The organism is Pectobacterium sp. CHL-2024 (assembly GCF_044751765.1).
GTDB classification, from domain to species: Bacteria; Pseudomonadota; Gammaproteobacteria; order Enterobacterales; family Enterobacteriaceae; genus Pectobacterium; species Pectobacterium brasiliense.
In genome coordinates this window covers 191,065-217,082 of record NZ_JBIXKO010000004.1, presented here as the reverse complement: position 1 = coordinate 217,082, position 26,018 = coordinate 191,065, and the positions used below count along the sequence as shown (strand labels likewise).

The following is a 26,018-nucleotide window of genomic DNA, read 5'->3' as shown; positions in this document are numbered from 1 at the left end:
AAGCAGCGTATAGCACGCTGCTTTATCCAGGTTTTTTTTTGCTTATTTTCCAGCTGGCCAGCGGATAACAAGCGGGATGACGTGTATCAGGCAGTTGCAGCCATTGACGAAACGGGAAGTCATTATGAATAGCAAAGTGCTCGCTGAAAATATTCTGAGGTTGGTCGGAGGAGAGACGAACGTTTCGACTCTGGTGCATTGTGCAACACGCTTGCGCTTTAAGATTGTCGATCACGGTAAAGTGGATGTGGCCGCGCTTGAGGCGCTGGAAGGCGTCATTACGGTTATCAACGCATCAGGACAATTGCAGGTGGTGATCGGGAACCGTGTGCCGGAGGTGTACCGCGCGTTTGGTTCAATCTCCAAACTGCTGGAGGACGGCGACGGGAAACGCCAGACGGCAGAAAGCGAAGCATCAACGTCTGCGATGGGGCGGCTGATCGATCTGGTTGCCGGAATCTTTACTCCCTTGCTGGGGGCGATGGCGGCGGCAGGTGTGCTAAAAGGGGCGCTGGCTATCGTCATTGCGCTCGGCTGGCTGAATACCAAAGAAAGCACCTATGTCATCCTGCATGCCGCGTCCGACAGCCTGTTTTACTTCCTGCCGATGCTGCTGGCGATTACCTCCGCACGTAAATTCGAAACCAACATTTTTGTGGCGGTGTCGATCGCCGGTGCGCTGGTTTACCCGACGATTCAGGGATTGTTTGATGCCGGTCAGCCGGTGACGTTCTTCGGCCTGCCCGTCGTCATGATGAAATACACCTCCTCGGTGATTCCGATTATCTTCAGCGTGTGGCTGATGTCGTATATCGAGCGTTTCCTGAATCGCCATATTCACGAAAGCGTACGCAATATTCTGACGCCGTTCTTCCTGCTGGTGCTGATGGTGCCGCTCACGCTGATGACCATCGGGCCGATTGGTATCTCGGCCAGTAAGCTGATTGCGTCGGTGTTTGTCAGTATCTATAGCTTCAACCCGATTATTGCCGGGGCGCTGATTGCGGCGGCATGGCAGATTTTAGTGATCTTCGGCGTGCACTGGGGCTTCGTGACCGTGTTTATTAATGACCTGTCGGTCATGGGGCACAGCTACCTCAAAGCAGCATCCAGCCCGTCGGTCTTCGCTCAGTCTGGTGCGCTGTTGGGCGTCATGGTGCGCACCAAAGATAAAAAGCTCAAAGCGCTGGCGGGCAGTACCTTTATCGCCTCGCTGTTTGGCATCACGGAACCCGGCGTTTACGGCGTCACGCTGAAGCTGAAAAAACCGTTTATCTGTGCGGTGATCGCAGCTGCACTGGGGGGCGCGATCGTCGGTTACGCGAAAAGCTCGGCGATCTCCATGGGGATGCCCGGCTTGCTGACGCTGCCGATTTTCTACGGCGAGGGCTTTATCGGGTTCCTCATCGGCTGTGCGATTGCTTTCGTGGCCAGTTTTGTACTGACGGTTATCGTTGGGTTCGATGAACCGACGCAGCCAGCCGAAAGCACGCCTGCTCCCACGCATTCACCCACCACGAAACCGGCTGTGCCAGTATCGCGTCAGCAGGCCAATGCTGTGCCTCTACCGCTGAAAGATGCACCGGAGACGGCGGAACAGTTGGGATCGCCAGCAAAAGGTGAACTGATCTTGCTGGAAGAGGTAAATGACAAGGTGTTCTCTTCCGGCGTCGTCGGGCAGGGGGTCGCCATTCTGCCGCAAGAAGGTCGCATCTATTCGCCGGTGGACGGCATGATTGCCAGCACGTTCGCCAGCGGTCACGCCGTCGGTATTCTCTCGCAAAAGGGTGCGGAGATTCTGATTCATGTCGGCATCAACACGGTACAGCTGGAAGGCCAGCATTATCAGATGCACGTTGCGGAAGGCGATAAAGTGACAAAAGGACAACTGCTGCTGGAGTTCGATCTGGACGCGATCCAGAAGGCGGGCTACGACACGGTGACGCCGATGGTGATCACGAATGCGGAAGAATACCGCGTATTCAGCCTGGGTGCGGCACGTCAGCAGCAGGCCGGAGAGACGGTTATTGCGCTGGCGTAATGCAATTAATCAGACGGCGCTGTGTGAATACGCCGTCTGATTTTCCCTATCATCTTATGTTCTATAGGGTTACAGCGATTTTCCGTTGCTGTTAATCACATCCTGATACCAGTAGAAGCTGTCTTTGCGCCGACGCTCCAAGGTGCCTTTGCCGTCATCATCGCGATCCACATGAATAAAGCCGTAGCGTTTTGACATCTGCGCCGTCCCCGCGCTGACCAGATCGATCGGTCCCCAACTGGTGTAGCCCAGCAGTTCGACGCCATCGTCGATGGCTTCACGCACCTGAATCAGATGGCGACGCAGGTAATCAATGCGGTAGCTGTCGTGAATGCTGCCGTCCTCTTCCACCACGTCGCGTGCACCCAGACCGTTTTCCACGATGAACAGCGGCTTCTGATAGCGGTCATACAGCTCGTTCAGCAGGAAGCGCAGGCCTTCGGGGTCGATCTGCCAGCCCCATTCGGAGGCTTCAAGGTGTGGGTTAGGAATCAGACGGATGATATTGCCGCGTGAGGACTGATATTTCTCCGGCTCGAAGGTTGCGCAGCCGCTCATGTAATAGCTGAAGGAAACAAAGTCTACGGTGTGGCTCAGGTCGTCTTTATCCTGCGCGGTAATGGTGAGTTCGACACCATTTTCCCGGAAATAGCGCTGGATCCAGGCCGGGTAGGTGCCGCGTACCTGCACATCACCGAAGAACAGCCATTCACGGTTCTTGCTCTGCGCTTCCAGTACATCTTTCGGATGGCAGGTCATGGGGTAGCGTACCGCGCCCAATAGCATGTTGCCGATTTTGGCATCCGGGATAATGTCGTGGCAGGCTTTTACCGCGCGTGCGCTGGCAACCAGTTGGTGGTGAATGGCCTGATAAATCTCTTGCTTCGAAGGCTCGCCACTCAGCCCGATGCCCGTAAAGGGTGAATGCAGCGCCATATTGATTTCATTGAAGGTCAGCCAGTGCTTCACCTTGTCTTTGTAGCGGCTGAAAACGGTACGGGCGTACTTCTCAAAATGGTCGATGACGGCACGGTTGCCCCAGCCCCCCAGCTTTTTCACCAGCCCGTAAGGCATTTCATAGTGCGACAGCGTAATCAGCGGCTGAATCTGGTGCTTTGCCATTTCATCGAACAGGCGATCGTAGAAGGCCAGACCGGCTTCACAAGGTTCCGCTTCATCACCTTCTGGGTAAATGCGCGTCCAGGCAATCGAGGTGCGTAACACCTTGAACCCCATTTCGGCAAACAGCTGAATATCCTGCGGGTATTGATGATAAAAATCGATGGCCTGATCTTTGATGCAGCTAATGCTCTCATCGCGTTCCGTCACCGGACCATGCACGCCCTGTAGCTGAAGATCGGAGGTCGACACACCCTTACCGTCTTCATTCCATGCGCCTTCAACCTGGTTTGCTGCGACTGAACCGCCCCATAAAAATCCGTCGGGGAATGCTTTCATGGTATTTCTCCTTATCGTTTTCTACATCATTACGCTGCGTCGGGCTTTGGCTCCGCGCTGGGAACCGCCGGACGACAGGCAAAAAAAAACTTGGGCAGAAGAGAGTATCACTACTCACCTCTGCCCAAGTCTCGCCCGCCATTGGCGGTAACGTCTTGTTAGAACACTATACAATCCTGAATATCTGCGGCAATGCCCCCGTCTGGTTATGTGACGCGAGTCACGGCATCTCTGCTGGCATGATTCGCGCTGACAGGCGTTAGGTGTTTTCCCCTAACGCCTGCTGATACGGTAATTACGCTTTCGCTTTCAGTGCTTTGACGACGGCTTCGCCCAGCGCTTGAGCGGATGCCGGGTTTTGGCCGGTGATCAGTCGTCCATCAACGACGACTTTATTTTCAAAGATTGGGGCTTCTTCAAATGTTGCGCCATCCTTTTTCAGTGCCGCTTCAAGTTCAAACGGAACGATCTTGTCGTAATGACGGGACACTTCTTCTTCCGCAGTAAAACCGGTAAGGCGACGGCCTTTAATCAACAGTTCACCATTGCTGAGCTTCACATTCAGCAAGCCTGCCGGACCGTGGCAAACGGCACTGATGATGTCATTTTTCTCGTACATGGTACGCACGATGTTGATCAACTCAGGATTGTTGACGAAATCCCACATTGGTCCATGTCCTCCAACCAGCAGGATCGCACTATATTTCGCGGGATCAACCTTTGCCAGCGGGATTGAATTAGCCAGTTTGTTGCGGTGTTCCGGGTTAGTCCAGAAATCCAGACTTGCCCGATCTTTGAGATCGAATCCGTCAAACGGAGGCATCCCGCCTTTGGGGCTCGCAATATCGTAATCCAGCCCAGCTTTGTCAAAAACCTCGACCGGATGAGTGAGTTCTGGGAACCAGAAACCGCCAACGAGATCGGGGGTTTTTTTATCCAGACTGGAGACGACGATTAATACCTTCTCTTCTTTCAAATTGGCCTGGGCGAAAACAGGGGAGGCTGCGGCAAACACAGCCATCGCGGCGATAAGACCAGCACAGCGCTTGATGATTGACATAAAAAACTCCTTTCAGCAGGTGGTGATGGTCGCCACTATATCCGTGATAATTGGCTGAAAACAGACGGTAAAAACGGAACGTATTGTTTAAAAAATCGATGTAATCACTTTATATTGTCGTGATAAATTATCGTAAAATGCGTTTGATGATCCCTGTGTTGCATGGCGATGAGGAACCCTGATGGGGCAATCCGATAGTTTTGATGGACTGGCAGAATTTCTGGCTATAGCGAAACGCTTGAGCATTCGCAAAGCCGCGCTCGATCTGGGTAAGACGCCGGGAGCGGTGAGCTTGTCGCTCCAGAAACTGGAGCATCGCCTCGGCGTGCTACTTTTCCACCGCACGACGCGCAAGATGGCATTGACGGAAGCGGGGGAAGAGCTGCTGCTGAGAATCGGGCCTGCGGCACACGTTATCGCAACAGGTTTTGAAGATGTGGCTCAATCGGCAAAAAAACCATCGGGGACGTTGAAGCTGATCGTCGAGCGATTAGCATTGCCCCATGTTATCGAGCCGCTCATCCCTGCATTTCGTCAGGCGTGGCCGAATTTGAATATCGATATCACGGTGAGTAATCGTCACGATAACTTCGTCTCTGGAGGCTATGATGCCGGTATCATGATCGGTTCATATATCGAACAGGATATGATTGCAGTACGGCTCTCCCCACCATTTAAGTGGGCGGTATTCGGTTCGCCGGACTATTTCAAAGCGAACGGTAAGCCTAAAGCGACGCGCGATCTGGAGCATCACGAATGTATTCGCTTTCGTCGCCCTGAAAAGGGAGATATTTATCGGTGGGAGTTTGTCGAAAATAAAGAAACTGTAAGAGTTGAGCCAGCCGGTACAATTACCGTGAACGATGGCGAGCTCATGCGTAGCCTCGCGGTCAGGAGCGTTGGTCTTATTTACTCATCCACTTTCCATACTTCACGCGAACTGGCAAACGGCACGCTGGAAGCCGCGTTACTCGATCTCTCACCCGGAAATGACGGCCTCTTTCTTTATTTCTCAAGAGCCGCGAGGAATCAACCGAAATTGCGCGCGTTTATCGACGTGTGTTCGCAGATAATTAAGACGTGAATGCATCTACCCTAATAGTTTCGCTGTGAAAATAACTCTGCAACGCTCCCCCTTTTCAGCGACATGTACGCCAACAGCGGTAAACATCACAATACCGCTCAACACGCAGGTTAAAATCTTACTCATGAGTCCCTGTCACGGTATTTGTCGTGATTCACGCTATTTTTATAGTGTATTTATCTTAAAGATAAAGTGATAACAGCACATCAGAAAACGATAGGTGCAATGAACGTGGTATTTGTCGGGCATTCTGCGGGGGTAAAGTATCTGAATTACTGTTTAGCGTAACGGTTAGATAGGGTAAAAGTTGTTGCCGTTGGTCATCTGAGAGTATAATTTTTACCACTTTTTTACACTCTATCCGGCTAAAATTCTTTGACAAATTTTGCCGAGCGTGAACTTAGCCTAATGACAACATCGAATTCTCATCTTTCACACCCAAAATACCGCCCCGACATTGACGGGCTAAGGGCCGTTGCTGTTCTTTCTGTTGTGGCTTTCCACGCCTTTCCTGATTGGATGAAAGGTGGTTTTATTGGTGTTGATATCTTTTTTGTTATCTCCGGTTTTTTGATTTCCACCATTATTTTCGAGAATTTAGATAAGGGAACATTCAGCTTTTCTGAGTTCTATGCACGCCGTATCAAGCGGATATTTCCCGCCTTGCTACTGGTCTTGACTGTTTCTATTGTATTTGGCTGGTTTGCTTTACTTGCTGATGAGTATAAGCAATTAGGTAAGCATACCATGGCGGGGGTTGGATTTGTTTCCAACTTAGTGCTATGGGGCGAATCTGGCTATTTTGATAATGCCGCAGAAACTAAACCACTTTTGCACTTGTGGAGCTTAGGTATAGAGGAACAATTCTATTTTCTCTGGCCTTTGCTGTGTTGTCTTTTCTGGAGAATGAATTTTCGCCGAATTGCGTTATTACTGAGTTGTATTTTGGCTTCTTTTGTTCTGAATATTTATATGATAAGGAGCGATGGAGTCGCAACGTTTTACTCTCCATTGACCCGATTCTGGGAACTGTTGTTCGGTAGTTTATTGGCGTTTACCGTTCTTTATCACAAGAGCTTTGTCGATAAGTTTCAAAAAAATCAGTTTGTGATAAATGGCTTCTCACTATTTGGTTTTTTGATCTTGGGTTTTGGCTTTTTATCCATCAATAAAGATGCATACTTTCCTGGTTTTTGGGCTCTGATTCCCGTTATTGGTGCTGTTTTAATCATTTTTGCCGGCCCTAATGCGATGCTCAATCGTTTTTTTTTGAGCAACAAGATCGTGGTGTGGTTTGGCTTAATCAGTTTCCCTTTGTATCTATGGCATTGGCCGTTATTGACCTTTTTGAGAATTGTCGAAAGAGGCACGCCAGATCGTTTTTTGCGCTTAGCCGCGGTCTTTTTATCGATCCTATTGGCCTGGCTTACGTATAAATTCGTTGAGGGGAAAATAAGAAAATCAAAGGGGTATAAATTCGTTGGCACGTTGGTTCTTTTAAGTGTTGTACTATTTTTATCCGGTTCTGCTGTTTTTTATAAAGATGGATTTGCAGAACGCAAGGCTGTGACAACGAGTGATTTTACCAAAGAGGTTCAGTATCAGTTTATGGGACCAATATGGGCCTATACAAAGAATGATACTTGCCTGTCTGAATACCCTTATAAAGATCAGAATACACTCGCTTGGTGGTTCTGCATGAAGAGTGGAACTAATCCGCCAACGATTCTTCTTTTAGGTAATAGCTACGCAAACCAGCTCTATCCTGGGTTCGCTAAAAATGAAAAGTTGAAGCACCAGACTATCCTTTCGATAGGAACGTGTGGGGTTGGTTTTGATAACTCTGGTGACGATCCGAGAAGCCCTTGCTATGGCTCCAGGATAACCGATCAAGCAAAATTTATTGATGACATTATCAAGAGAACACCATCCATAAAATTTGTTATTTTAGACGGATTGTCACGACAGCCATCTAGCGATGAGATTGCCAGAGTGATTCAACGCATCGACTTCCTTGAAAAACAGGGTGTGAAGGTCATTATTTTTACGCCACACATAAGACCGGGTTTTCATCCAAAGGCCTGCTTTAAGTCGCCTCTTAAACAGCATCCAAAGGATTGCTTGGTTTCCTCTGATGTTCGGGGTTCCATTCTGAAAGATTTCAGCCCACTGCTCGTGGCGGTTAATAAAACCCACCCCGGCGTGCTTGTTTTTGAACAGAATGATGTCTTCTGCGATAGAAAGGACGGTAAATGTTCTTATGTTAAGAATGGCCTTCCGTTATATCGTGACGAGGGCCATACCTCAGAATATGCTTCACTGCTGCTTCAGGATTACTTTACTAAGTGGGCATCGAGTCATGTTCCATCGATTCTCGATTCAGCGCCTGCTGACAATTAAGAGTGTGAGTACATCTATGTTTAGTTTCACACTTTTCTTGAGGTAGTCAGCTTTTCGGCTGGTATTTTCCAGTACCAGCCTATTCAGATATTCACGGGGCGCTTGCTGTTATAGTCATACAGCGAGCGCCCCGTGGTTCATTTGATTTTATTCCGCGTTCTGAACAGGTAAAAAGCCCGTCTTTCTGTCTGGTATTCCCGACTAAAATCTTCGATAAAAAACACCCTGGCTTACCCGATTTGATAAACCTCAAGCCACTCCATTGAAATGGTAATGGCCGATATTGCTAATACTATGTTGTGTTTCTCTCAATCGAGAGGCAGGCGAGTTAATGCTAGTGAGTCGTTGGTGAGGTAAGGATTGTGATGATGTTTGCTACCGCTAATCCTGTTTGAAAATACCCTAGAAAAAGCAAAGGAGCTGCGTCATTAACGCAACTCCTTAAATTTGGTGGCCCCTGCTGGACTTGAACCAGCGACCAAGCGATTATGAGTCGCCTGCTCTAACCACTGAGCTAAGGGGCCGAATGGGCGATGATTATACGGTAATGTGCAGGGGGAGGTCTATAGCCTATCTGCCGGGTGGTGGTTTTATACTCAAGATAGCTTGTTGTTATTCTTATCAGAATTTACGATGGCTGTAGTCAACGGAAGTAGGGAAAGACATGATTACCGATATTCTGGCTATGAATCTTCAGGTTGTTTTCTGCGGCATTAACCCTGGGCTGTCGACGGCCCATCACGGTTACCACTTCGCTAACCCCAGTAATCGCTTCTGGAAAGTGATTTATCAGGCAGGTTTTACCGAACGTTTGCTGACACCCGCGGAAGAACAGCATCTGCTGGATACCGGATGCGGCATCACCATGCTGGTGGAGCGCCCAACGGTTGAAGCCACCGAACTGGGGCGAGACGAGCTGCTGCAAGGCGGCAATGCGATTGTCGAGAAGATGACGCACTATCAGCCGCGTGCGCTGGCGGTGTTAGGGAAGCAGGCGTTCAGTCAGGCGTTTGGTATCAAGAAGGTTTCGTGGGGGCGTCAGGAGCAGTGTATTGGCGAGACGCAGGTTTGGGTACTGCCGAACCCTAGCGGGCTGAACCGTGCGACGCTGGAGTCGCTGGTGGCGTCGTATCAGGAACTGCATCAGGCGTTGCAGAATAAGGCGTGAAACCAATCTGAGCGTTTTTGACGGGCAAAAAATAACCCCGGCGGACCGGGGCTATTTATCATGCAGTTATCTGAAGTGTGGATTAGCTAAGGAGTGAATTAATCATCCAGAAAGCTACGCAGCACTTCGGAACGGCTTGGGTGGCGCAGTTTACGCAGTGCTTTCGCTTCGATCTGACGAATACGTTCACGCGTAACGTCAAACTGTTTGCCCACTTCTTCCAGCGTATGGTCGGTGTTCATATCGATACCGAAACGCATGCGCAGGACTTTCGCTTCACGCGCGGTCAGGCCGGCCAGTACGTCGTGTGTCGCAGAACGCAGGCTTTCCGACGTGGCGGAATCCAGCGGCAGTTCCAGCGTCGTATCTTCGATGAAATCGCCCAAATGTGAATCTTCATCATCACCAATCGGGGTTTCCATTGAAATCGGCTCTTTCGCGATTTTCAGCACTTTACGGATCTTATCTTCCGGCATCAGCATACGCTCAGCCAGCTCTTCCGGCGTCGGCTCACGACCCATTTCCTGCAACATCTGACGAGAGATACGGTTCAGTTTGTTGATCGTCTCAATCATGTGTACCGGAATACGGATGGTACGCGCCTGATCGGCGATAGAACGGGTGATTGCCTGACGGATCCACCAGGTCGCATAGGTCGAGAATTTGTAGCCACGGCGATATTCAAACTTATCTACCGCTTTCATCAGACCGATGTTACCTTCCTGAATCAGGTCGAGGAACTGCAAACCACGGTTGGTGTATTTCTTCGCGATAGAAATAACCAGACGCAGGTTAGCTTCCACCATTTCTTTCTTGGCACGACGCGCTTTCGCTTCACCAATCGACATACGGCGGTTGATGTCTTTAACCTGCTCGATCGTCAGGCCAGTTTCTTCTTCGATCTGCTGCAGTTTTTGCAGGCTGCGGGTGACGTCTTCTTCAACATCATTCAGCTTTTCAGACCATGGCTTGCCCATTGCGACTGCTGCGGCAAACCAGGTGTTGTTGGTTTCATTGCCAGTGAACATCGTGACGAAGTTTTTCTTCGGCATTTTGCACTGTTCAACACACAGCTTAATGATCAAACGTTCCTGAGTACGAACGCGATCCATCATGGAACGCATGCTGTTAACCAGGAAATCAAACTGTTTTGGCACCAGACGGAACTGTTTGAAGACTTCGGACAGATTCAGGATTTCCTGTGCTGCCAGCGCATGGCTACGACCGTGGGCTTTGATAACCTGACGGGTCGTTTCATATTGCTCACGCAGCTCGGTGAACTTCTCACGTGCCAGCTCAGGATCGATGCTGTTGTCGTCTTCTTCTTCCTCGTCGTCTTCTTCCTCGTCATCATCGTCCATTTCTTCGCTCGAAAGCTCAGAACCAACGTGAGTCGCGGTAGGTGCAATGTCCTCTTCCGCATTAGGATCGACGAAGCCCGTAATCAGGTCGGACAGGCGGCTTTCGCCCGCTTCGACGCGGTCATACTGTTCCAGCAGGTAAGTAATGGCTTCAGGATACTCCGCAACAGAGCACTGAACCTGGTTGATACCGTCTTCAATACGCTTGGCGATATCGATCTCGCCTTCGCGCGTCAACAGTTCAACGGTACCCATTTCACGCATGTACATGCGAACCGGGTCGGTGGTGCGACCAATTTCCGATTCAACACTGGATAGAACCTGCGCAGCAGCCTCTGCCGCATCTTCATCGGCATCATTGGTGTTTTCGGCCAGCAACAGATCGTCTGCATCCGGTGCCTCTTCCATCACCTGGATGCCCATGTCGTTAATCATCTGGATGATATCTTCGATCTGATCCGAGTCGATGATATCTTCCGGCAGATGGTCATTGACCTCAGCATAGGTCAGGTAGCCTTGCTCCTTACCACGGGTGACAAGCAGCTTCAGCTGTGACTGCGGGTTTTGCTCCATAAGACGGTATCCACACTTCAGAGTATTTGGGTTGGTGTCGGTCAGCGTAGTTCGCTAACAATAGCATTAGGGGTATTTTTCTTATCGCCGCGGCCCCTGTAGCGGCTCTTTGCAGGGCTCAACCCTGCTATTTATCGGCAATTAAGCCTCTGTATCAGTGTTTTCTGGTCAACGCCAGTTGCAACGACCAAAGCTCTTTTTTTTCTTTGGCGTTGAGCCCATGCGTTCTGTCACGGGCAATCAATGTTTCTTGTCGCTGTTTCAACAGCTGATCGTAGAGCTCTGCCAGACTGATTCTGAACTTCTCGTCGAGCTCTTCCTCTACGATCATATGGTTCCATGAAGCCATAGTTTCAAGCTGCTTGCGGTACTTGCTGTCGCGATATTTTTCCAACAGCAGACCCATGTTCATCCCAGGGCTGGCATTGCAGGTTTTCACCAAGTCCTGAAACAGGGATAAACCAGCCACTTTGTCTTCTTCAATGCCTTCCAGCGCGAGGTCAGGCACCTCTGCTGCCAGTCTCGGATTTTGTACTAAAAGCCCTATAAGTATACGCATAGTTGTGACTTTTAGTTGCGGCGGCTGGTAGGATTGAGCCTGCTCTGCCACTTTTGGGAGCAGTCTGTCCAACTGGCTGTCGTCCAAAATGCCTAGCTTGTTGCCGAGCTGCTGGCGCAAATACAGCCGCAGCGTTTCTCCCGGTACCTGGCCTATCAGCGGCAGTGCCAGTGTGCTGAGCTTGGTACGGCCATCGGGTGAACTCATGTCCACCTGCTGTTGCAGCGTCTCAAACAGAAACTGCGACAGCGGCAGGGCCTGTTCCATGCGCTGTTCAAAAGCGACTTTGCCTTCTTGACGCACCAGCGTGTCGGGATCTTCACCGTCCGGCAGGAACATAAAGCGTAGCTGGCGACCATCGTTCAAATAGGGTAGCGCAGTTTCCAGCGCGCGCCATGCCGCTTCACGTCCGGCACGGTCTCCGTCGTAACAACACACCACCAGATCGGTGGCGCGAAATAGTAACTGAATGTGATCGGCTGTCGTGGAAGTACCCAGCGATGCCACCGCATAATCAATACCAAATTGCGCCAGCGCCACCACGTCCATATAACCTTCAACAACCAGCAGTCGTTTGAGTTCTGGGTGACTTTGCTGCGCCTCATACAGGCCGTACAACTGGCGACCTTTATGAAAAATTTCTGTTTCCGGCGAGTTAAGGTACTTTGGTGTACCGTCGCCTAATACGCGTCCGCCGAAGGCAATGACTCGTCCCCGTTTATCGCGGATGGGGAACATCACACGCTCGCGGAAGCGGTCATACGTTCTGCCCTGATCGTTAGTCACCAGCATGCCGGCATCGTTCAATGTGCTGCGGTCGTCGTTATTGCGGCCAAAGCGCTTTAAAACGTTATCCCAGCCGGGCGGGGCGAAGCCAATCGCAAAATGGCTGATCACTTCTGCACTTAAACCGCGCTGTTGCAGATACTGCAACGCTGGCGTACCGACTGATTGGCTTAGTGCTTGTTGATAGAACCCACTGAGCTGTCCCATCAATTCGTACAGACTTTGCCGTTGGTGACGCTCTAACTGGGTTGGGCCAGTGCCGGTTTCATAAGGTACTTCGAGGCCGTATTGAGTGGCAAGTTCTTCAATGGTTTCAACGAATTCTAGACGATCGTAATTCATCAAAAAGTCTATGGCGTTGCCGTGTGCGCCACAGCCAAAACAGTGATAGAACTGTTTGTCACCGTTTACGGTGAATGAGGGGGTTTTCTCGTGATGGAACGGGCAGCACGCATGATAGTTTTTGCCCTGCTTTTTCAGTTTGACGCGCGCGTCAATGAGATCGACGATGTCGGTGCGAGCCAGCAGGTCATTAATAAATACGCGTGGGATTCGTCCAGCCATAAGCCCCTGGTGTATACCCTTCTGTAAGGTGATTACATTGGATATAGCTTATAAACGACAACAAGCCGCGCTTCCTTTCGGAAAGCACGGCCTTACGTATGCAACTGCTAAGTCTGCGGATTAATCACGCGTTGGAGGGAAACCCTCCTGAAAATTAATACAGACGAGTGCGGCGTGCGTTTTCTCGAGCCAATTTCTTCGCGTGACGTTTCACTGCAGAAGCTTTAGCGCGCTTACGTTCGGTCGTTGGTTTTTCATAAAACTCACGACGACGAACTTCAGCCAGAACGCCTGCTTTTTCACAGGAACGTTTGAAGCGACGCAGAGCTACGTCGAACGGCTCGTTTTCACGTACTTTAATTACCGGCATGTGCCTCTCACCTCAATAAATTCGGTTTGCCGCTGGCCTTGTGCCAGCCTTTTCAAAATGGTGCGGAATTCTACTGCAAACGTGACGCCTTTGTAAAGCATTGCGGTGATCATAAAACACCCAACCGCGGCCAGAGCAGAAATCAGGTCGCTTATGGTAGACTATCCACAGTTTGAAGCAAGCGGCATTCAACGGGCGCTTGTATCGTCATCAAAGTAGGAACAGCAATGCGCGTATTGGGTATCGAAACATCCTGTGATGAAACCGGCGTGGCCATTTATGACACAGAGACCGGTTTGCTCGCTAATCAGTTATACAGTCAGGTCAAATTACATGCTGATTACGGCGGCGTAGTGCCTGAGCTCGCCTCACGCGATCACGTGCGTAAAACGGTTCCGTTAATTCAGGCGGCGCTGCGCGAAGCTGGGCTACAGGCTGACGATATCGATGGCGTGGCTTACACCGCTGGCCCAGGTTTGGTCGGCGCACTATTGGTGGGCGCGACGATTGGTAGGTCATTGGCATTCGCTTGGGGTGTGCCGGCGATTCCTGTGCATCATATGGAAGGGCATTTGCTGGCACCAATGTTGGAAGATAACCCGCCAGCGTTTCCCTTCGTGGCGCTGCTGGTTTCTGGTGGTCATACGCAGCTCATCAGCGTGACGGGCATTGGTGAATATCGCCTGCTGGGCGAGTCGATTGATGACGCGGCGGGTGAGGCGTTTGATAAAACGGCGAAATTGCTGGGATTAGATTATCCCGGTGGCCCAATGCTATCGAAAATGGCGCAGGCTGGGGATTCCCAACGCTTCACGTTTCCGCGCCCGATGACTGATCGGCCGGGGCTGGATTTCAGCTTCTCTGGGCTAAAAACGTTTGCGGCTAATACGATTCGTAGCAACGGCGATGACGATCAAACGCGTGCCGATATTGCACGTGCCTTTGAAGATGCCGTTGTAGATACGCTGGCGATAAAATGTCGTCGCGCGCTGGATGAGACGGGCTTTAAACGACTAGTCATGGCGGGGGGCGTGAGTGCAAACCGGACGTTGCGCCAGCGCTTAGGTGAAGTGATGGCGAAACGCGGTGGTGAAGTGTTTTATGCACGCCCCGAATTCTGCACAGATAACGGCGCGATGATTGCTTATGCGGGCAGTGTACGTCTGGTTCATGGCGCGAGCCAGACGCTGGGCGTATCCGTTCGGCCACGTTGGCCATTGGCTGAATTGCCTGCTGTGTGAGGCGTTAAACGCAATAGTCGCTACGTGTAGCGGGTCTACACGTAGCGGAAAACGTAGTAAAAAATACGTAGCAAAGAACGAATGACAAAAAGCGGTAGCGGACGAGCGGGTTACAGCTCTTGTTCGAATAGCACCAGAATAGCTTCGTAAAGCTGTTTGACGCTGAAGCCTCTTGCCGGGGTAGTAAAGATGGTGTCATCCCCTGCGATGGTGCCGAGAATACCTTCCGACTTACCAAGTGAGTCCAGCAGGCGAGCAATGAGCTGCGCGGCCCCAGGGCTGGTATGGATCACAACAACGGCATCATTGTAATCTACGTCCAGCACAAGGTTCTTCAGCGGGCTGGACGTCGTCGGGACGCCAAGCTCAGCAGGGAGACAATACACCATCTCCATTTTGGCATTGCGCGTGCGTACGGCACCAAATTTCGTTAGCATGCGTGACACTTTGGATTGGTTGATATTTTCAAATCCTTCGTCTTGCAATGCCTGAACAATTTCACTTTGAGAACTGAACTTCTCTTCCTTTAACAGCGCTTTGAACGCTTTAACGAGGTCTTCTTGTTTTGTCGAATTTCGCATTCTGCACCGGATTAATTGTTATGGTTAATCTTCCTATTATGCAGTTGTGTGAATTTTTATGCAATTAAGTCGCGTATAATTCCAGTCCCTTTCATCAGATATGCGTTAGTCGCTGTTTTCAAAAAAAATCGACTCTCGGGTAGTCCGAAAAATGCGTCCTGCGTCACATAAAAGTAAATCAAATGTTATCAGAATGATGTTGTTTGGACGCCATCGATCGGTGTAATGTAGCGCACAGGTTAATCGCACGTGAATGAACACCGCGTTATAGCTCAATAGCTTATTAACTTTACTTACCTTTCAAACGAATGGTTGTTTTTGATTTATTATTAGAGACATAGCGTATTTTTTTGTCTCTCATGTCATTTGTAGAAAGATAAGTAGGTTGCTCGTATCCCCATTTTTATATTCTGTTTATAACCAAATGAATTCACGGCACTTTTTTATTTTATGATAATAAGGAGTTTAGGATGAAAGTTGCAGTTCTCGGAGCAGCAGGTGGTATCGGTCAGGCACTCGCACTCCTCCTCAAAACCCAGCTTCCTTCAGGTTCAGAACTATCCCTTTACGATATCGCCCCAGTAACGCCGGGTGTTGCCGTCGATCTGAGCCACATTCCTACAGCAGTGAAGATCAAAGGCTATAGCGGTGAAGATGCTAAACCAGCGCTTGTTGGTGCAGATATCGTGCTGATCTCCGCAGGTGTGGCACGTAAACCTGGTATGGATCGTTCCGATCTGTTCAATGTCAATGCTGGCATTGTGCGTAATCTGGTTGAGCAAATTGCGGTTACTTGCCCGAAAGCCTGTATCGGTATCATCACCAACCCGGTGAATACGACCGTTGCCATTGCAGCCGAAGTGCTGAAAAAAGCGGGCGTATACGACAAAAACAAACTGTTCGGCGTCACCACGCTGGATATCATCCGTTCCAACACGTTTGTTGCTGAACTGAAAGGCAAGCAGCCGCAGGATATTAATGTGCCTGTTATCGGCGGACACTCTGGTGTGACGATCCTGCCTCTGCTGTCTCAGGTTCCTGGTATCAGCTTCAGCGAGCAGGAAGTGGCCGATCTGACCAAGCGTATCCAGAATGCGGGCACCGAAGTTGTTGAAGCCAAAGCCGGTGGCGGATCGGCTACGTTGTCGATGGGTCAGGCTGCGGCTCGTTTTGGTCTGTCTCTGGTTCGTGCGCTGCAAGGCGAAAGCGGTGTGGTGGAATGTGCATACGTTGAAAGTGATGGCAAATATGCTCGCTTCTTCGCTCAACCGATTCTGTTAGGCAAAGACGGCGTTGCCGAGCGTAAAGACATCGGCACATTAAGCGCTTTTGAGCAAAATGCGCTTAACAGCATGCTGGATACGCTGAAGCAGGATATTGAGCTAGGCGAGACGTTTATCAAGAATTAATCATTGAGATTCTTGTAATACGTGACGTTGAATAAAAAGCCGGAGATTGATATCTCCGGCTTTTCTTTTTTAATCGGGACGGATGAGTCTTTTTCTGTCGATAAGCTCATTGGTTTCTGGGTTGTAGTACCGGCTGGGCCAAATCTCTGAGGGGTGAATACCCAGCGCATCGGCAATAAGCCATTCCCCCTTGGGCCAAGGGCGTGAGAGCGCATTGGCTAACGTCGATGAGCTTAATCCGGCCGCTCGCGATACCGCCGCCAGCGTCGTGTTTTTCTTGCGCAGTGCAGCAATGATATCAGCGGGATGCCAGTCTTGTTTCCTTAAAATCATAATCCTTCCCTTATTTGCTATAAGACGACTGTCGATTAGTGGTATAAATAACGGATGTTAGTTATATGCCGAACTAACATGACATTATTATTTGGAAATAATATAGCATTAATTTTCCTTAAAATTCTCAATTAATTTCCAAATAAGCGCGTTTTTGTTAGGGATGGCACTATCAGGATGAAAGGCAATGAAAAAAGAGTGGTTTGCTACCAGCGAATTGGTTGGAGTCGGCGGCCTTCCGAAATCAAGACAAGGATTAAATAAGCGCGCCCGCGAGGATGGATGGGAGAAACGTCGCCGTAAAGGCGTCCAGGGAAGAGGAGTGGAGTACTCAATTCACAGCTTGCCGGATACGGTAAAGAAATCCCTATTACTCGAAATCGAGCCTTCCGCCTACTCGGCGAAACAGCCTGCGGCGCTGGCCGTATGGATGCAGATTTACCAGCAACTATCTGAAAAAGAAAGAGATGATCTAATCGCTTATATTCTGCGAGTCGGGGTGTCCTCCACGCTGAGCCAGTTGGGTATTACGCCATCGGATGAGGAGCCAATCTCATCAATGGAAATTGACTGAGCTACCGAGGGTGAACTCTTAGATTGCTGACGTTGGTGTTAAAAAATAACCTGCATTTTCTTTCGCTTTACCGTATTGCTTCTGGCCGCGATGTTTCGGCATCGCGTTGGATTTAATCATTTCTTTATTACTTAGGTGTGTCGATAACGCGTAAAAGTTAGCGGTTTAGGTAATTATAGTCTATTATATGGAAACTTTTGGGCGAGTTGACGTAATGCCTGTTCAAAACAAACAAGGGAGTGACGAGTATGGACAAAGAATGGTTTGCAACAAGTGAGCTGGTTGGCGTAGGTGGATTGCCTAAGTCGCCGCAGGGGTTGAACAAGCGGGCGCGAGACGACGGTTGGGAAAAGCGCAGGCGGAAAGGGGTTCAAGGGCGCGGTGTCGAATATTCTATTCGCAGTTTGCCGAACGAGGTCAGGAACTCTCTACTAGTAAAGGAGAATCCGCCAACCGAATATTATCGTATCGATAATGAGCCGACCCTGCTGTCATCGTGGGTGCATATTTTCCATCAACTTTCCGTTGATGAACGAACCCGGCTGATTAATTTCATCTTGCGTGAAGGGACAATAGCGATGTTGTCTCGGCTGGATGATGTCACAATCGACCAGACTGCTTAAGTCTGGCGAACGAGTAGCGCTGCAAGGCAGCGCTACTTATGAATCAACGATCTTATCAGGTAAGAACCTTACACTACGTTAGAAATCGCGCTGTACGGCTAAATGGGCAAGGCCTTCGAGCGCCATACGGTATGGTGTTTCCGGCAGTTGCTGTAGTGCGCTAATTGCCTTATCTGCCTCTTCTTCGGCACGCTGACGCGTATAATCAAGTGAACCGCATTGCTGCATGGCGGAAAGAACCGGTTCCAGCAGATGACGCCCGTTTCCTTCTTCAATGGCCTTGCGAATCAGCGAGCTCTGTTCTGCATTTCCATGACGCATAGCATGCAGTAACGGCAGCGTTGGCTTGCCTTCATTGAGGTCATCGCCCGTGTTTTTACCCAGCGTTTTGCCGTCTGCGCTGTAGTCGAGTAGATCGTCAATTAACTGGAACGCGGTGCCCAGGTAGCGGCCATAGTCCTGAAGTGCTTTTTCTTGCTCTGGCGTCGCACCAGCAAGGATGGATGAAGATTGCGCGGCGGCTTCAAATAAACGCGCCGTTTTACTGTAAATGACGCGCATATAGCTTTCTTCAGTGATATCCGGGTCGTTGCAGTTCATTAACTGCAAGACTTCGCCTTCAGCAATCACGTTCACCGCTTCTGACATCAGCGCCAGCACACGTAACGATTCGAGGCTGGTCATCATCTGGAAGGCGCGGGTATAGATGAAATCTCCAACCAACACGCTCGCTGCGTTGCCAAAGGCGGCATTTGCTGTCGCTTTACCCCGGCGCATGTCGGACTCGTCTACCACATCATCATGTAGCAGCGTTGCGGTGTGGATAAATTCGATCAGTGCGGCGACAGTGACATGCTTATCACCGTTATAGTCGAGGGCTCTGGCTGCAAGCACAGCAATCATCGGGCGTATACGTTTTCCACCACCGCTGATGATGTAATGTCCAAGCTGGTTTATCAAAACGACGTCGGAATTCAGCTGTTCAAGAATGACGTTATTAACAGCCGCCATATCCTGTGCAGTCAATGCTGTAATTTGTTCTAGATTCATGGTTTGTGCCAACGTATGTCTTCAACACTGCCGTAAGATTGCTGTTGCATATCGGCAAGACGGAACTTATTGCGCCGATTGTACTTGAAAAATGAGAGAGATAAACGGCAGTTGATACGTTGTATTCTTTTTCTTCACATCCGTTGATTATGCACTTGTCATCCTCAGTATTTTTGCGTAGAATTCGCGCCCTATTATGAATATTTATAGCGCGCTCTGAAACCTATTAACGGGTGCGCGGAAAGCGGAGTTTTATATGTACGCAGTTTTCCAAAGTGGTGGTAAACAACACCGAGTAAGCGAAGGTCAAACCGTTCGCTTGGAAAAGCTGGACATCGCAACTGGTGAAGCCGTTGAGTTTGACCAAGTTCTGATGGTTGCCAACGGTGAAGAAATCAAAATCGGCGTTCCTTTCGTCGATGGCGGTAAAATCAAAGCTGAAGTTGTTGCTCATGGTCGTGGCGAAAAGGTGAAGATCGTTAAGTTCCGTCGCCGTAAACACTACCGTAAGCAAGCAGGCCACCGTCAGTGGTTCACTGACGTGAAAATTACCGGCATCAGCGCTTAAGATTAGGAGAGCGGATTAAATGGCACACAAGAAAGCTGGCGGTTCAACCCGTAACGGTCGTGACTCTAACGCACAACGTCTTGGCGTAAAACGTTTTGGCGGCGAAAGTGTTCTGGCTGGCAACATCATCGTTCGTCAACGTGGTACTAAATTCCACGCAGGAACTAACGTTGGCTGCGGGAAAGACCATACTCTGTTTGCTTTGACTGATGGTAAAGTTCAGTTTGAAGTTAAAGGCCCGAAAAACCGTAAATTTATCAGCATCGTTGCTGAATAATTTTTCGCGTTAGGTCTTACGGATTTAAGCCCCGCAATTCTTTGCGGGGCTTTTTACATTCTGATTCTGAGTAAATCATCTGGATAAGCATGAATACTAAACAACAGACGGGTATCGGTCTGTGTCTGGCGCTGACTACGGCTGTTTGCTGGGGGGCGTTACCGATAGCCATGAAACAGGTTCTGGTAGTGATGGAACCTTATACGATTGTTTGGTATCGCTTTTTTATCGCGTCGATTGGACTCGGCATTATTCTGTCATCCCGTAAGACATTGCCGCCAATGCGGATTTTCCGGCATCGGCGTTGGTGGGTTCTGCTACTGATTGCGACCGCTGGACTGCTGGGTAACTTTGTTTTCTTTAGCTCGTCTCTGCAATATCTGAGCCCGACAGCGTCTCAGGTTATCGGGCAACTTTCCCCCGTAGGCATGATGTTCGCCAGCGTTCTTATCCTAAAGGAAAAGATGCGCGGCACGCAGGTCATTGGTGCGATCATGCTGATTTGCGGTCTGATCCTGTTCTTTAATACCAGCCTGATTGAGATTTTTACCCGACTGACTGACTACACGCTGGGCGTGTTGCTGGGTGTTTGTGCCTCGGCAGTATGGGTATCCTATGGTGTAGCGCAGAAAGTTCTATTGCGACGCCTGACATCGCAGCAGATTCTGTTTCTGTTATATGTGCTGTGCGTCGTCTTTATCACGCCTTTTGCCAAGCTTGAGGTTATTTTTCAACTGAGCAACTGGCAGCTTATTTGCCTGCTATTTTGCGGTGCGAATACCTTGATTGGCTATGGCGCACTGGCGGAGGCAATGGCTCGCTGGCAGGCATCACAGGTGAGTGCGGTCATTACGTTGACGCCGTTGTTTACGCTGTTGTTTTCCGATCTATTGGCATTAGGATGGCCGACTTTCTTTGCTGCGCCAGTACTGAATTGGGTCGGTTATGTGGGAGCTTTTGTCGTTGTTGCGGGCGCTATGTTTTCCGCTATCGGGCATCGCCTCTTACCCGGCAAGAAAGAACCCGTTCCGCCATTGATGGTGCAGAAGTAGCCTAAAAGAAAGCGTATTGCAGCGGTCACGGCCGCCTTTTGACATTCTGCATGTGTTGTTTATTTTTAATACAGATGAAATTATTGGAGCAGGCAGGTACAATCCGCTCCTTTGCTGGAATGCGTTCTGGTGCGTCAGTTTTTTAATGGTGAGTAGAAATACGCTACATGCCGTAAAATCAAAAAGTTACGCCAAGAAGAACCAATAACAAGCCTAAAACACGTAGATATTCTCTATTGGTTTTTTGCGGAGAGAATCAATGAAGTTTGTAGATGAAGCCACAATTCTCGTTGTGGCAGGCGATGGCGGTAACGGTTGTGTCAGCTTTCGCCGTGAAAAATATATTCCCAACGGCGGTCCGGACGGTGGTGACGGCGGCGATGGCGGTGACGTTTATCTGCTGGCAGACGAAAACCTGAACACGCTGATCGACTATCGTTTTGAAAAATCCTTCCGCGCTGAGCGTGGACAAAACGGGCAAAGTCGTGACTGTACGGGTAAACGCGGCAAAGATATTACGATTAAAGTGCCTGTCGGTACCCGTGTTCTGGATCAGGGAACCGGCGAAGTGCTGGGCGATATGACCCGCCATCAGCAGAGCCTGATGGTGGCGAAAGGCGGCTGGCATGGTTTAGGTAACACGCGTTTTAAATCGTCCGTCAACCGTGCTCCTCGTCAGAAGACCAGCGGTACGAAAGGCGAAGAGCGTGAGCTGACGCTGGAACTGCTGTTGCTGGCTGACGTGGGTATGCTTGGCCTGCCTAACGCAGGTAAATCGACCTTTATCCGCGCAGTATCAGCAGCAAAGCCGAAAGTAGCGGATTATCCGTTTACCACGCTGGTGCCGAGCCTTGGTGTTGTCCGTATGGATAGCGAGCAGAGTTTCGTTGTGGCGGATATCCCTGGTTTGATTGAAGGCGCATCTGAAGGCGCTGGGTTAGGGATTCGCTTCCTGAAACACCTTGAACGCTGCCGTGTTCTGTTGCATCTGGTTGATTTAGCACCGATTGATGAGTCAGATCCAATTGAAAATGCCAAAATCATTATCAACGAGTTAGAGCAGTATGGCGCGGGTTTGGCAGAAAAACCGCGTTGGCTGGTTTTCAACAAGGTTGATTTGATCGATAAGGCTGAAGCGGAAAAACGTGCCAAAGAGATTGCGGCTGCGCTTGGCTGGGATGATAAATACTATCTGATCTCTGCAGCGAACCGTGAAGGCGTCAACCCACTTTGCTGGGATGTGATGAACTTCCTGAAAGCCAATCCGAAAGTAACGGCAATTGCCGAAAGCGCACCGGAAAAAGTTGAGTTCATGTGGGATGATTATCACCGCGAACAGCTGGCTGAAATAGAAAAAGAAGCCGAAGAAGAGTGGGATGATGACTGGGACGATGAAGATGATGAAGGTGTTGAGATCATCTATCAAAAGTAATTCGTTCTTCTGTTAGTCAGGTCTTACATACGCGGGCTTATCCTATCAGGGTAAGCCCGCGTTGTTCTTTTAATTGCTCTGATAAATATCTTTATAGAGACGGCTTTCAAATCTCACCAGAGGGACGCGACGTGCGCGCTGGTCTTCTGGCGGCACGGCATAGCCAGACAGGAACTGGACGAATGCCATACGCTGGCCGCTCGCGGTAGTAATGAAGCCTGCCAGATTGTATACGCCCTGCAATGCCCCGGTTTTAGCCGAAACCTTGCCATCCACGCCAGCTTCATGCAGGCCGCCACGATAACGCAGCGTGCCGTCATAGCCGGAAAGCGGAAGCATCGTGATGTAATTCAGTTCATTATCGTGCTGTGCGATGTACTGCAAGACCTGCATCATCGTTTCCGGTGAAATCAGGTTATGGCGCGACAGGCCTGAACCATCGACAACAATGCTGTTTCCTAAATCCACACCCGCCTTCTGACGCAGAATTTGTCGCACGGCATCTGCACCAGCGCGCCACGTACCCGGCACGCTAAAACGCTCATGCCCAATAGTACGAAAGACCGTATCGGCAATCATATTGTCTGATTTTTTCAACATGATAGTGAGCAGGTCGTGCAACGGCGCTGATTGTGTCTGAGCCAGTACGCTTCCTGCCGGACCAGGCTGCGTCTGGCGACGAAGGCTGCCTTTAATACGGATATCAGCCTGCTGTAGCTCATCTTTAACGATAGCACCGGCATAACTGGCTCCATCCTGAATCGCGAACGCCAGCGGAAGCGGTTCTGTACGCTGAACCAGACAGCCGGTAAGCGTAAAGCGATTTAATTCCCCGGGGACTACATCCAATTCGCAGTATTGGGCATCGGCTGAACCTTTAGCCAGCGTGCGGACTTCGCTGAACATTTGCACCGGATAATAGGATGCAACGCGGATAAACGCATTATCACCCGCTTTAGGTGCACTGTAGAGTGAGACGGAGAAGCAGTTGCGATCGACAATCGCGGCACCCGGCGGGGCGCTGAAGCACTGTGTCATATCGTTCCAGGGCCAGCCCGGCGCTTTATCGTGGCTGGCGAACACTGAGGTGTCGATCAGAACATCCCCCGAGATTTCCTGTATCCCGCGCTTTCTTAATTCCTGCACCATATTCCGTATTTGCTGGCGCTTAAGCGTAGGATCGCCGCTAAATCGTACGATGAGATTACCGTTCAGAATACCGCTGGTAACAGGTCCGTGGCTTTCCATCGTGGTGATGAACCGATAATCTGGACCTAATTGCAGTAATGCAGCTAATGCGGTTATCACCTTTTGCGTACTGGCTGGAAGCGCCATTTGCTGGCTATTGAAGGCCATACTGGGTGTTGTTGCGCCAACTTTTTGTACCAATAGCGCCAAATTGGCACCGTCTGGTAAATATTGGCGATGATCCTCAACAGAAGCTGCATTGGCATGCAGAACAAAAGCGCAGGCAAGTCCGGTAACAATCGATGAAAAACGCATAATCTCAGCTAATAACGGGGTAACGTGTGGTCATACTACGGCGCAACAAGGTCTAAAGTAAACGATGACCCTCATTGAACTCTGGGGTAAAATACGTATCAAAATGCAAAACCGCTGCTAGCCTGGAAATTTTGTTCCGGGGCTGGTTGCTTTTGTTTTATGTCCAGTGAGGACTGGCACGTTGCAGAGACTCCGTCGCCTTTGATTTTTAGCGCGTCAGGATGACGATTATTTGAGTCTTACGGACTTTTTTAGAGGTATAGACAATATGAAACAATTTCCGATGACGTTGCGTGGCGCTGAAAAATTGCGCGAAGAGCTTGACCACCTGAAATCTGTGCGTCGACCTGAAATTATTGCGGCGATTGCCGAAGCGCGTGAGCACGGCGATCTGAAAGAGAATGCAGAATATCATGCCGCACGCGAGCAGCAGGGCTTCTGTGAAGGACGTATTCAAGACATTGAAGCTAAATTATCTAACGCACAGGTTATCGATGTTACGAAGATGACTGCGAACGGGCGTGTTATTTTTGGTTCCACCGTGACGGTGATGAATCTGGATAACGATGAAGAGCAAACTTATCGGATTGTTGGTGATGACGAAGCAGATTTTAAACAGAATCTGATCTCGGTAAATTCGCCCATCGCGCGTGGTCTGATCGGCAAAGAGCAAGATGACGTTGTGGTTATCCGTACGCCGGGCGGCGACGTGGAATATGAGATCCTGAAGGTCGAATATCTGTAAACTTTGCCGTATTGTTGATTAAAACAGCAAAAATTGTAAAGAAAAGAAAAAGGCCGCTTGCGGCCTTTTCTCTAACCGAGAGGCGTGGCACCTTTCCGTTAAAACCGAGTATCCAGAAATAAAAAGTGTTATCGTGGTAACACAATTTTACGTTCTTTCGCAGGACGGTAGAGCACCAACGTATGGCCGATAACCTGAACGTTAGCTGCACCCGTTTCACGAACAATCGCTTCAACAATCAAGGCTTTGGTTTCGCGGTCTTCTGTCGCTACCTTTATCTTGATCAGTTCGTGATGTGCCAATGCTTGTTCGATCTCAGCCAAAACACCTTCGGTGAGACCGTTATTGCCCAGCATGACAACCGGTTTTAGCGGATGTGCCAAGCCTTTCAGGTGTTGTTTTTGTTTATTACTTAGGTTCATTGTCTTTTTTACTTAGGTTGGGATTGAAAACGGGTCATTCTACCGCCATCTCATGATTATAACCAATTTGACTGTTCTGATTGGTAATATGTGAGAAGTTTCTCCCCACCACGAGCGTGTTACTGAGAATAGTTGGAAAATCGATGGCGAATAAAAAGCGTTCTGCAAGTTCCAGTCGCTGGTTGCAGGAACACTTTAGCGATAAATATGTGCAGCAGGCCCAGAAAAAAGGGCTGCGCTCGCGTGCTTGGTTTAAACTTGACGAAATACAGCAGAGCGACAAACTGTTTAAACCCGGTATGACAGTTGTGGATTTAGGCGCTGCGCCGGGCGGCTGGTCACAGTATGTGGTCACGCAAATTGGTGGAAATGGTCGAATTATCGCGTGTGATATTTTGCCGATGGATCCGATTGTTGGCGTCGATTTCCTGCAAGGGGACTTTCGTGATGAACTGGTCCTTAAAGCCTTGCTCGAAAGGGTTGGCGATAGCAAAGTTCAGGTGGTGATGTCTGACATGGCCCCTAACATGAGTGGTACACCAGCCGTTGATATTCCGAAGTCGATGTATCTGGTTGAATTAGCACTTGGTATGTGTCGGGATGTATTAGCGCCAGGCGGAAGTTTCCTGGTGAAAGTGTTTCAGGGAGAAGGCTTTGATGAATACCTGCGGGAAATTCGCTCCCTGTTTACGAAAGTGAAAATTCGTAAACCAGACGCCTCACGTGCCCGGTCTCGTGAAGTGTATATTGTAGCGACAGGGCGGAAACTGTAGTACCCTAACGC

24 protein-coding genes and 1 tRNA gene are annotated in these 26,018 nt (G+C 49.7%); 14 read left to right on the top strand and 11 right to left on the bottom strand.

The features are described from left to right. The first annotated feature begins 124 nt into the window (after positions 1-124). Positions 125-2,041, top strand: a complete 1,917-nt coding sequence (locus ACIPUG_RS09460; RefSeq protein ID WP_400338238.1) for a beta-glucoside-specific PTS transporter subunit IIABC — start codon at positions 125-127, stop codon at positions 2,039-2,041. A 69-nt stretch (positions 2,042-2,110) separates the two neighbouring features. Here the strand turns inward: ACIPUG_RS09460 and ACIPUG_RS09455 are convergent, their stop codons facing one another. After that, positions 2,111-3,499 carry a glycoside hydrolase family 1 protein gene (locus tag ACIPUG_RS09455; RefSeq protein WP_094370670.1) on the bottom strand — a complete coding sequence of 463 codons (1,389 nt, stop codon included), beginning with the start codon at positions 3,497-3,499 and terminating at the stop codon, positions 2,111-2,113. Between the two features lie 295 nt (positions 3,500-3,794). Continuing rightward, positions 3,795-4,559 (bottom strand): type 1 glutamine amidotransferase domain-containing protein, encoded by a 765-nt coding sequence (locus ACIPUG_RS09450; protein WP_180784726.1) that lies wholly within the window; start codon positions 4,557-4,559, stop codon positions 3,795-3,797. A gap of 181 nt (positions 4,560-4,740) precedes the next feature. On the opposite strand from ACIPUG_RS09450, the gene ACIPUG_RS09445 reads away from it, so the two are divergent. Both ACIPUG_RS09445 and ACIPUG_RS09440 read left to right on the top strand, forming a co-directional pair. Further along, entirely contained in the window at positions 4,741-5,643 is a 903-nt protein-coding gene (locus tag ACIPUG_RS09445; RefSeq protein WP_014914095.1) for a LysR family transcriptional regulator, read from the top strand. Between the two features lie 408 nt (positions 5,644-6,051). Next, the gene (locus tag ACIPUG_RS09440; RefSeq protein WP_400338236.1) at positions 6,052-8,043 is read left to right on the top strand and encodes an acyltransferase family protein; all 1,992 of its coding nucleotides are present in this window, start codon (positions 6,052-6,054) and stop codon (positions 8,041-8,043) included. A gap of 448 nt (positions 8,044-8,491) precedes the next feature. On the opposite strand, the gene ACIPUG_RS09435 is transcribed toward ACIPUG_RS09440, so the two are convergent. Continuing rightward, a tRNA-Ile gene (locus ACIPUG_RS09435) sits at positions 8,492-8,567 on the bottom strand. A gap of 140 nt (positions 8,568-8,707) precedes the next feature. Here ACIPUG_RS09435 and mug point away from each other — a divergent pair. Then, the gene (gene mug / locus ACIPUG_RS09430) at positions 8,708-9,211 is read left to right on the top strand and encodes a G/U mismatch-specific DNA glycosylase (RefSeq protein ID WP_039510637.1); all 504 of its coding nucleotides are present in this window, start codon (positions 8,708-8,710) and stop codon (positions 9,209-9,211) included. A gap of 98 nt (positions 9,212-9,309) precedes the next feature. On the opposite strand, the gene rpoD is transcribed toward mug, so the two are convergent. The 3 genes from rpoD to rpsU all read right to left on the bottom strand — a co-directional run bounded on the left by rpoD (position 9,310) and on the right by rpsU (position 13,424). Then, positions 9,310-11,145 (bottom strand): RNA polymerase sigma factor RpoD, encoded by a 1,836-nt coding sequence (gene rpoD, locus ACIPUG_RS09425; protein WP_014914103.1) that lies wholly within the window; start codon positions 11,143-11,145, stop codon positions 9,310-9,312. 154 nt (positions 11,146-11,299) lie between these two features. Further along, on the bottom strand, positions 11,300-13,054 hold the full coding sequence (dnaG, locus tag ACIPUG_RS09420) for a DNA primase (RefSeq protein WP_039282304.1): 1,755 nt from the start codon (positions 13,052-13,054) through the stop codon (positions 11,300-11,302). 154 nt (positions 13,055-13,208) lie between these two features. Continuing rightward, a complete protein-coding gene (rpsU, locus tag ACIPUG_RS09415; RefSeq protein ID WP_001144069.1) occupies positions 13,209-13,424 on the bottom strand; it encodes a 30S ribosomal protein S21 in 216 nt (71 codons plus the stop codon). A gap of 227 nt (positions 13,425-13,651) precedes the next feature. Between rpsU and tsaD the strand changes: the two genes are divergently transcribed. After that, positions 13,652-14,665, top strand: a complete 1,014-nt coding sequence (gene tsaD, locus ACIPUG_RS09410) for a tRNA (adenosine(37)-N6)-threonylcarbamoyltransferase complex transferase subunit TsaD (protein WP_039274184.1) — start codon at positions 13,652-13,654, stop codon at positions 14,663-14,665. A 110-nt stretch (positions 14,666-14,775) separates the two neighbouring features. Here the strand turns inward: tsaD and argR are convergent, their stop codons facing one another. Next, positions 14,776-15,246 carry a transcriptional regulator ArgR gene (gene argR / locus ACIPUG_RS09405; RefSeq protein WP_010283010.1) on the bottom strand — a complete coding sequence of 157 codons (471 nt, stop codon included), beginning with the start codon at positions 15,244-15,246 and terminating at the stop codon, positions 14,776-14,778. Between the two features lie 470 nt (positions 15,247-15,716). Here argR and mdh point away from each other — a divergent pair, with 470 nt between their 5' ends. Next, complete coding sequence (gene mdh, locus ACIPUG_RS09400) at positions 15,717-16,655, top strand: malate dehydrogenase (RefSeq protein WP_014914106.1); 939 nt, start codon at positions 15,717-15,719, stop codon at positions 16,653-16,655. Positions 16,656-16,724: 69 nt separating this feature from the next. On the opposite strand, the gene ACIPUG_RS09395 is transcribed toward mdh, so the two are convergent. After that, entirely contained in the window at positions 16,725-16,988 is a 264-nt protein-coding gene (locus ACIPUG_RS09395) for a helix-turn-helix transcriptional regulator (protein ID WP_010283012.1), read from the bottom strand. 187 nt (positions 16,989-17,175) lie between these two features. Between ACIPUG_RS09395 and ACIPUG_RS09390 the strand changes: the two genes are divergently transcribed. Together ACIPUG_RS09390 and ACIPUG_RS09385 are read left to right on the top strand one after the other, a co-directional pair. Beyond that, positions 17,176-17,562 (top strand): DNA-binding protein, encoded by a 387-nt coding sequence (locus tag ACIPUG_RS09390; protein WP_039282295.1) that lies wholly within the window; start codon positions 17,176-17,178, stop codon positions 17,560-17,562. 248 nt (positions 17,563-17,810) lie between these two features. Next, on the top strand, positions 17,811-18,185 hold the full coding sequence (locus ACIPUG_RS09385) for a DNA-binding protein (RefSeq protein ID WP_010283015.1): 375 nt from the start codon (positions 17,811-17,813) through the stop codon (positions 18,183-18,185). A 78-nt stretch (positions 18,186-18,263) separates the two neighbouring features. Here the strand turns inward: ACIPUG_RS09385 and ispB are convergent, their stop codons facing one another. Beyond that, the gene (gene ispB / locus ACIPUG_RS09380; protein WP_010283025.1) at positions 18,264-19,235 is read right to left on the bottom strand and encodes an octaprenyl diphosphate synthase; all 972 of its coding nucleotides are present in this window, start codon (positions 19,233-19,235) and stop codon (positions 18,264-18,266) included. A gap of 256 nt (positions 19,236-19,491) precedes the next feature. On the opposite strand from ispB, the gene rplU reads away from it, so the two are divergent. From rplU to cgtA, 4 genes are all read left to right on the top strand, one after another. Then, positions 19,492-19,803 carry a 50S ribosomal protein L21 gene (rplU, locus tag ACIPUG_RS09375; protein WP_010283026.1) on the top strand — a complete coding sequence of 104 codons (312 nt, stop codon included), beginning with the start codon at positions 19,492-19,494 and terminating at the stop codon, positions 19,801-19,803. Between the two features lie 19 nt (positions 19,804-19,822). Next, positions 19,823-20,080: a 50S ribosomal protein L27 gene (gene rpmA / locus ACIPUG_RS09370; protein ID WP_005971498.1), complete on the top strand. Its 258-nt coding sequence runs from the start codon at positions 19,823-19,825 to the stop codon at positions 20,078-20,080. 89 nt (positions 20,081-20,169) lie between these two features. Continuing rightward, positions 20,170-21,132 (top strand): DMT family transporter, encoded by a 963-nt coding sequence (locus ACIPUG_RS09365; protein ID WP_039515145.1) that lies wholly within the window; start codon positions 20,170-20,172, stop codon positions 21,130-21,132. A gap of 259 nt (positions 21,133-21,391) precedes the next feature. Continuing rightward, on the top strand, positions 21,392-22,564 hold the full coding sequence (gene cgtA / locus ACIPUG_RS09360; protein WP_039282291.1) for an Obg family GTPase CgtA: 1,173 nt from the start codon (positions 21,392-21,394) through the stop codon (positions 22,562-22,564). Positions 22,565-22,633: 69 nt separating this feature from the next. On the opposite strand, the gene dacB is transcribed toward cgtA, so the two are convergent. After that, a complete protein-coding gene (dacB, locus tag ACIPUG_RS09355) occupies positions 22,634-24,067 on the bottom strand; it encodes a serine-type D-Ala-D-Ala carboxypeptidase (protein WP_039282286.1) in 1,434 nt (477 codons plus the stop codon). A 268-nt stretch (positions 24,068-24,335) separates the two neighbouring features. On the opposite strand from dacB, the gene greA reads away from it, so the two are divergent. Then, entirely contained in the window at positions 24,336-24,812 is a 477-nt protein-coding gene (greA, locus tag ACIPUG_RS09350) for a transcription elongation factor GreA (protein ID WP_010283037.1), read from the top strand. Between the two features lie 128 nt (positions 24,813-24,940). Here greA and yhbY read toward each other — a convergent pair whose 3' ends face one another. Beyond that, positions 24,941-25,234, bottom strand: a complete 294-nt coding sequence (gene yhbY / locus ACIPUG_RS09345) for a ribosome assembly RNA-binding protein YhbY (protein WP_010283039.1) — start codon at positions 25,232-25,234, stop codon at positions 24,941-24,943. A gap of 143 nt (positions 25,235-25,377) precedes the next feature. Here yhbY and rlmE point away from each other — a divergent pair, with 143 nt between their 5' ends. Then, entirely contained in the window at positions 25,378-26,007 is a 630-nt protein-coding gene (rlmE, locus tag ACIPUG_RS09340; protein ID WP_012773268.1) for a 23S rRNA (uridine(2552)-2'-O)-methyltransferase RlmE, read from the top strand. Positions 26,008-26,018: the final 11 nt, after the last annotated feature.